Source organism: Pantoea septica, assembly GCF_002095575.1.
Classification (GTDB): domain Bacteria; phylum Pseudomonadota; class Gammaproteobacteria; order Enterobacterales; family Enterobacteriaceae; genus Pantoea; species Pantoea septica.
The window spans coordinates 117,148-123,623 of record NZ_MLJJ01000010.1 but is presented as its reverse complement, the minus strand read 5'-3'; the positions used below and the strand labels follow the sequence as shown (position 1 = coordinate 123,623).

At 62.3% G+C, this 6,476-nt stretch carries 6 protein-coding genes; 3 read left to right on the top strand and 3 right to left on the bottom strand.

Features of this window, described 5'->3' with window-relative positions:
- On the top strand, positions 1 to 763 hold a 763-nt coding region (locus tag HA46_RS07775), incomplete at its 5' end, for a chloride channel protein (protein ID WP_208857405.1).
- On the opposite strand, the gene HA46_RS07770 is transcribed toward HA46_RS07775, so the two are convergent.
- Positions 760 to 1,263, bottom strand: coding sequence for a M48 metallopeptidase family protein (locus HA46_RS07770; RefSeq protein WP_033792282.1), 504 nt, complete (start codon positions 1,261 to 1,263; stop codon positions 760 to 762). The genes HA46_RS07775 and HA46_RS07770 overlap by 4 nt on opposite strands.
- Positions 1,264 to 1,344: 81 nt before the next feature.
- Between HA46_RS07770 and rlmG the strand changes: the two genes are divergently transcribed.
- On the top strand, positions 1,345 to 2,463 hold the full coding sequence (rlmG, locus tag HA46_RS07765) for a 23S rRNA (guanine(1835)-N(2))-methyltransferase RlmG (RefSeq protein WP_084883512.1): 1,119 nt from the start codon (positions 1,345 to 1,347) through the stop codon (positions 2,461 to 2,463).
- On the opposite strand, the gene HA46_RS07760 is transcribed toward rlmG, so the two are convergent.
- Entirely contained in the window at positions 2,464 to 4,479 is a 2,016-nt protein-coding gene (locus HA46_RS07760; protein ID WP_244277513.1) for an NADPH-dependent 2,4-dienoyl-CoA reductase, read from the bottom strand. It abuts the gene before it with no gap.
- Positions 4,480 to 4,586: 107 nt separating this feature from the next.
- On the bottom strand, positions 4,587 to 5,300 hold the full coding sequence (locus tag HA46_RS07755) for a purine nucleoside phosphorylase YfiH/LACC1 family protein (protein ID WP_033792279.1): 714 nt from the start codon (positions 5,298 to 5,300) through the stop codon (positions 4,587 to 4,589).
- A 98-nt stretch (positions 5,301 to 5,398) separates the two neighbouring features.
- On the opposite strand from HA46_RS07755, the gene HA46_RS07750 reads away from it, so the two are divergent.
- Positions 5,399 to 6,208, top strand: coding sequence for a 5'-nucleotidase, lipoprotein e(P4) family (locus HA46_RS07750; RefSeq protein WP_033792278.1), 810 nt, complete (start codon positions 5,399 to 5,401; stop codon positions 6,206 to 6,208).
- Positions 6,209 to 6,476 lie beyond the last annotated feature (268 nt).

Sequence of the window (6,476 nt, the reverse complement as noted above, 5' to 3'; positions counted from 1 at the left end):
GCTGCTGCTAAAAACGCTGGCGACCACGCTGTCAGTCGGCTCCAACGCGGTAGGCGGCCTTTTTACGCCGTCGTTGCTGATCGGCGCGCTGCTCGGCGTGTCGCTGGCGACGCTGGGCGCGGCGCTGCATCTGCCGCTCGGCAACGTACTGCTCTACGCCGCCATCGGCATGGCGGCGGTGCTGGCCGCCGTCAGCCAGGCGCCGCTGATGGCGATCCTGATGGTGCTGGAGATGACCCTCAACAGCTCGCTGCTTTTTCCGGTGATGATCGCCGCCGTGCTGGCGTCGATGGTGGTTTATCGCCTGCAGTCCGCCAGCACCTATCCGGTGGTCGGCAACCATTTTAACCGCTCGGAGGCGAAATATGACTTCGACAACATGCGCGTGGCGGAGCTGATTATTCCGGGGGCGGCGCTGCAACCGCAGGAGTCCGTCGGGCAGGCGCTGGCGGTCAGCTCGCTGAAGCGCGAGCGCTACGTCTACGTGATTAACGCGGCGGGCGCCTTTCTCGGCGTAGTTTCAATCCACGATATCGCGCGTAAGGTGCTGGCGCAGGAGATTACGCTGGATTCGCCGGTCTCGACGGTCATGGACGACAACTTCCCCTTCGTCTACCAGAACCAGAGCATGCGCGAAGGCTGGGAGGCGTTCGCGCGCGTGACGCTGGAGCGCCTGCCGGTGCTGAATAACCCGCAGGAGAGGCGCTTTCTCGGCGCACTGACCAAAACCAGCCTGATCCAGAAAGCGCAGGAGTTTCTTTAGGCCGCGTTGCCGCGCATCGCCTGATCCGTCATCCAGAGCCGGGCGTCGAACTCCAGCTGATGGTAGTCCGGCTCCATATGGCAGCAGAGCTGATAGAACGCCTTGTCGTGCTCTTTCTCTTTCAGGTGCGCCAGCTCATGCACCACGATCATGCGCAGAAAGGGCTCAGGGGCGAGGCGGAAAAAGGTTGAGACGCGGATTTCTGCTTTGGCCTTAAGGTTGCCGCCCTGAACGCGCGAAACGGCAGTATGCAGGCCCAGCGCGTGTTTCATTACCTTGATTTTATTGTCCCAGATAACTTTGCTGATCGGCGGAGCGTTGCGCATAAAGCGATTTTTCAGCGCCTGGGTATAGTCATATAGCGCTTTATCGCTGACGATATTGTGGGTGTCGGGATAGCGCTGCTGCAAAAAAGCGCCAAGCTTTTCATGTTTGATCAGCGTCTGAACCTGCTGAAGGATGTTCTCAGGATAACCCTGCAGATAGATGAGTGAGGACATTAGGGATTCCCGGCGAAAGACAGTATACTGCGCCCCCTTTTTAGGGCGTAAAACAGCCAGATTGTACCAGCCGGAGAATTCATGAGCCAACTTGAACTAGCAGATCGCACCCTGATCCTGCATCGTTTTCCGCAAATGCGTGAAGAGAGTCCGCTTCAGGCGTGGGATGCGGCGGATGAATATTTGCTGCAGCAGACGCTGCCGGAAGGCCCGATTCTGGTGTTCAACGACAGCTTCGGCGCGCTCACCTGCGCGCTTAACCCGCGTCCGGTCTGCCACGTCAGCGACTCCTGGCTCAGCCAGCAGGCGACGCGGCAAAACCTGCGCCTCAATCAACTTGACGACGGGGACGTGCGCTTTCTCAGCAGCCTCGATCCGCTGCCCGCCGCACCGGCCGCGGTACTGATTAAAGTACCGAAAACCCTGGCGCTGCTGGAGCAGCAGCTGCGCGCCCTGCGCGAGGTGGTGACCGCCGATACGGTGATCCTGGCGGCGGCGCGCGCTAAAGAGATCCATAACTCCACGCTGCAGCTGTTCGAGAAGATCCTCGGCGACACTCGCACCTCGCTGGCGTGGAAAAAGGCGCGTCTGATCTACACCCGGTTCAGCGCGCCGGCGCTGGCGCCGCAGGCGGCCACGACTGTCTGGCCGCTGGACGAGACGCCCTGGCAGATCCACAACCACGCCAACGTCTTCTCGCGCACCTCGCTGGATATCGGCGCGCGCCTCTTTATGCATCACCTGCCGGAAAATATCGAAGGCGAGATCGTCGATCTCGGCTGCGGCAACGGGGTGATCGGCCTGATGGCGCTGGAGAGCAATCCGCAGGCGGAAGTGCATTTTCTGGACGAGTCTTACATGGCGGTGGCGTCGAGCCAGCTCAACGTCGAGGTGAACCGTCCGCAGGATCTGACGCGCTGCGTCTTTCGCGTCAACAACGTGCTGAGCGGCTATCCGTCAGACCGTCTGCACGCCGTGCTCTGCAACCCGCCGTTCCATCAGCAGCACGCCGTCACCGATCACCTGGCGTGGCAGATGTTCCGCGACGCTAAACGCTGCCTGCAGTACGGCGGCGAGCTGCGCATCGTTGGCAACCGCCACCTCGACTATCACCACAAGCTGAAAAAACTGTTCGGCAACTGCACGCTGGTGGCTTCGAACCAGAAGTTCGTGGTGCTGCGCGCGGTGAAGATGCGCTGATCAGATAGCCAGCGCCAGCTGCACCGCCTGGGCAATCGCCCGGCGGGCATCCAGCTCCAGCGCCACGTCGGCGCCGCCGATAAGGTGAACGCTTTTGCCGCGCGCGCGCAGCCCCGCCTCCAGCTCGCGCTGCGGCTCCTGACCGGCGCAGATAATCACGTTATCCACCAATACTCTCTCCACTGCGCCGTCGCGGCGCAGCAGCAGCCCTTCATCGTCGATCGCCAGATATTCGACGCCGCCCCACATGCGCACGCCGCGCGCCTGCAGCGTGGCGCGATGGATCCAGCCGGTGGTTTTACCCAGACCCGCGCCCGGCTTGCCCGGTTTGCGCTGCAGTAGCCAGATGGCGCGCGCAGCAGGCTGCGGCTCGGCGTGCGTCAGGCCGCCGCGCTGCGACAGCGTCAGGTCGATGCCCCATTCGCGGCAGAAGCTTTCGCTGGTTTGCGCTTCCGCCGGCTGAGAAAGGTACATGGCGGTATCGAAGCCGATACCGCCCGCGCCGATAATAGCGACGCGGCTGCCCACCGGTTTTTTGTCGCGCAGCACCTCAAGATAGCTGAGCACGCTCGGATGATCGATGCCGGGAATTGCCGGCGTGCGCGGCTGAATGCCGGTCGCCAGCACCACCTCGTCCGCCTCGGCCAGATCCGCCGCCGCCACTCGACGGCCGGTTTGCACCTCGACGCCGGCCGCGGCAAGCTGGTGGGTGAAGTAGCGCAGGGTTTCGCTAAACTCCTCTTTGCCCGGGATCTGGCGTGCGATGTTGAACTGGCCGCCGATGGCGTCGTCGGCGTCGTAGAGCCTTATCCGATGGCCGCGCTGCGCCGCCTGCAGCGCGAAGGCCATGCCTGCCGGACCGGCGCCCACCACCGCGATAACCTTCGACGCGGCGCAGGGCGTTACCGGCATCAGGGTTTCGTGGCAGGCGCGCGGGTTCACCAGGCAGGAGGTGACCTTGCCGACAAAGATCTGGTCGAGGCAGGCCTGGTTGCAGGCGATGCAGGTATTGATGCTCTGCGCCGCGCCGCGCGCCGATTTGCTGACGAAGGCGGCGTCGGCGAGAAACGGACGCGCCAGCGACACCATATCCGCGCAGCCGCTCTGCAATAGCTGCTCGGCCACCTGCGGATGGTTGATGCGGTTGGTGGCGATTACCGGCGCCGATACATGCTGACGCAGCCGCCGCGCCGCCGCGGCGAAGGCCGCGCGCGGCACCGAAGTAGCGATTGTGGGAACGCGCGCTTCGTGCCAGCCGACGCCGGTATTGAAAAGGGTGACGCCGCTTTTTTCCAGCGCGGTCGCCAGCGTTAGCGTCTCTTCCAGCGAGCTGCCGTCCTCCACCAGATCCAGCATCGACAGGCGGAAAATCATAATAAAGTCGCGGCCCACGGCGTCGCGTACCGCGCGGGTAACGGCCAGCGCGAACGCCTGACGGCGCGTCGCGTCGCCGCCCCAGCGGTCGCTGCGCTGATTGGTGCGCGGCGCTAAAAACTGATTAATCAGGTAGCCTTCCGAGCCCATGATCTCTACGCCGTCATAGCCTGCGCGCTGCGCCAGCCGCGCGCAGCGCGCGAAGTCGTCGATGGTTTGCAGGATCGCCTGCTCGCTCATCTCCTGCGGCAGATAAGGATTAATCGGCGCCTGGATCGCCGAGGGCGCCACCAGATCCTGCTGGTAGCTGTAGCGGCCGGTATGCAGGATCTGCAGGGCGATTTTGCCGCCTTCCGCATGTACCGCGTCGGTAATCTGGCGGTGCCAGCCGCACTGTTCCGGCGAGACCAGCGTCGCGCCATGCTTCATGGCCACCCCCTGCGCGTTAGGCGCTATCCCGCCGGTGACGATCAGCGCGACGCCTTCGCGCGCGCGCTCGCCATAAAATGCGGCAAGGCGCTGGGCGCCGTCGGCATGCTCTTCCAGCCCGGTATGCATCGAGCCCATCAGGAAACGGTTGCGCAGCTGCGTAAATCCCAGGTCGAGCGGAGCGAACAGGGCAGGGTAGGCGTGACTCTTCACGGCGGCATCACTCAGGTTAAGTGGTCGGATGAGTGTAATGTAGCTGCCGTGATGTTAAAAAAAAGTGAAAGTTTGTCGCGCTGTGAGGCGCATCAAAAAAGCGAGCCTTAGCCGCCCCGACGGCGTATCCATGAGAAGCGCGACTGATAGCCGCTGTTGAAGTGAGTATTGCGGCGGTAGCTGGAGCCGGTTTCCGCCATGCAGTAGGTGCAAAAGCTGACGTTTTCGATATTCGCCGCCGGCACGCCCGCCGCTGTCAGCCTTAACGTCGCCAGCTGCGGCAGATCGAACCAGACGCCGTTGCGGGTCGCCTTCGCCTGCGGCCTGACGGCGAGCGGATTGTGCGGCTGCTCGCGGTGCCAGCAGGACGGCTGCGATCCGGAGAGCGTGGGCGCGATGGCGCTCAGCATCTCCTCGCCCAGCTCATAGCAGCAGGGCGCGATGGCCGGCCCGATGGCGACATACAGGCCATCCGGCGAGCTGCCCGCTTCGCACAGCCTTATGACGGCGCGCTCCAGCACGCCCGCCAGCGTGCCTTTTAGCCCGGCATGCACCGCCGCCACGCGCCGCTGCTGCGTATCGGCAATCAGCACCGGCAGGCAGTCGGCGGTATAGACCGCAACCGGTCGGGCGCCCAGTCCGATAATCCCGTCGGACTCGCAGCTTTTCGGCGGCACGTTGGCCTCGTCATCGACCACCGTGGCGCTGTGGCGCTGATGGCCATAAGCAACATCGTCCGGCGGCGCTTCGCCCGCGGGCTGAAAGGCATAGTCAACCCACTCCAGCGCATCAAGCAGGGTAGAGCGTACGCGGATTCCCATATGAATCTCCTCTGAGGCGTTTGGCTGCATTCAGCTTAGGTTAACTGCTACATTTTTAAAGCGTTACCTCTTCCCACTTTCGGCTTAAGGATAACAGGATGAAAATGACCGCAACGCTGCTGACCAGCGGCCTGATGGCGTTGATGCTCTCGGGCTGCGCCTCGCAGACGGCGCAACATGCGCAGCAACAGCTCGGCCAGCAGTCGGTGCTGGCCCTGAACTGGTTCCAGCAGTCCGGCGAGTATCAGGCGCTGACGTGGCAGGCTTTCAACGGCGCGCGGCTGGCGTTCGACGCCGCGCCGTCGCTGACCGGCAAACCCAAGGCGGTGATCGTCGATCTCGATGAAACCATGATCGACAACAGCGCCTACAGCGCCTGGCAGGCGAAAAACGGCCAGCCGTTCAGCGCGCAAAGCTGGTCGACGTGGACCCAGGCGAAGCAGGCGCTGGCGGTGCCCGGCGCGGTTGATTTCGCCCGCTACGTCACCTCGCACGGCGGCACGCTGTTCTACGTGTCGAACCGCGATCAGAAAGATTTCGACGCCACCGCCGCCAGGCTGACGCAGCTCGGCTTCCCGCAGGTGACGCCGCAGACCGTGCGCCTCAGCACCGGCAGTTCTAACAAGCAGGCGCGTTTCGACGCCATCAAAGCGGCGGGCTACAACGTCGTGCTTTACGTCGGCGATAACCTCAACGATTTCGGCGCGGCGACCTGGCATCAGGGCAACGCGCAGCGTCGCGCCTTTGTCAGCCAGAATCACGCGCTGTTCGGCACCCGGTTTATCGTGTTGCCTAATCCGCTCTATGGCGACTGGGAGAGCGGCATGGCGGAAAACTACAACAAGCTGACGCCGCAGCAGCAGCTCTCAACGCGCGATGCGCAGCTGAAAGCGTGGAACGGTAAATAATTCGTCAAGCGAAAGAGCCTGCGCCAGCGGGCTCTTGTTATTATCCGTCGGCATTTACGTTTACAGGTAACTATTTTGCTGCAAACTAATTTAATTATCTCTTACTTTTAAAACCACCTTTATTAAGTTCATTACGCTGCCTTTTTTGCTGGTAGCCAGTGTTAATCGCTATTGGTTAAAAAATTAATTCGGATTTTTCTGTAGAGAAGTGCCGCTGGTAACTGAGCGCGTGTAGAAAACTCTCCAGCTGAAATGTCATTATTTGTCA

Bases quoted from the DNA above. Each gene is read 5' to 3' on its own strand.
- HA46_RS07755 (WP_033792279.1), bottom strand. From the start codon at position 5,300: ATGGGAATCCGCGTACGCTCTACCCTGCTTGATGCGCTGGAGTGGGTT.
- HA46_RS07770 (WP_033792282.1), bottom strand. From the start codon at position 1,263: ATGTCCTCACTCATCTATCTGCAGGGTTATCCTGAGAACATCCTTCAG.
- rlmG (WP_084883512.1), top strand. From the start codon at position 1,345: ATGAGCCAACTTGAACTAGCAGATCGCACCCTGATCCTGCATCGTTTT.
- HA46_RS07750 (WP_033792278.1), top strand. From the start codon at position 5,399: ATGAAAATGACCGCAACGCTGCTGACCAGCGGCCTGATGGCGTTGATG.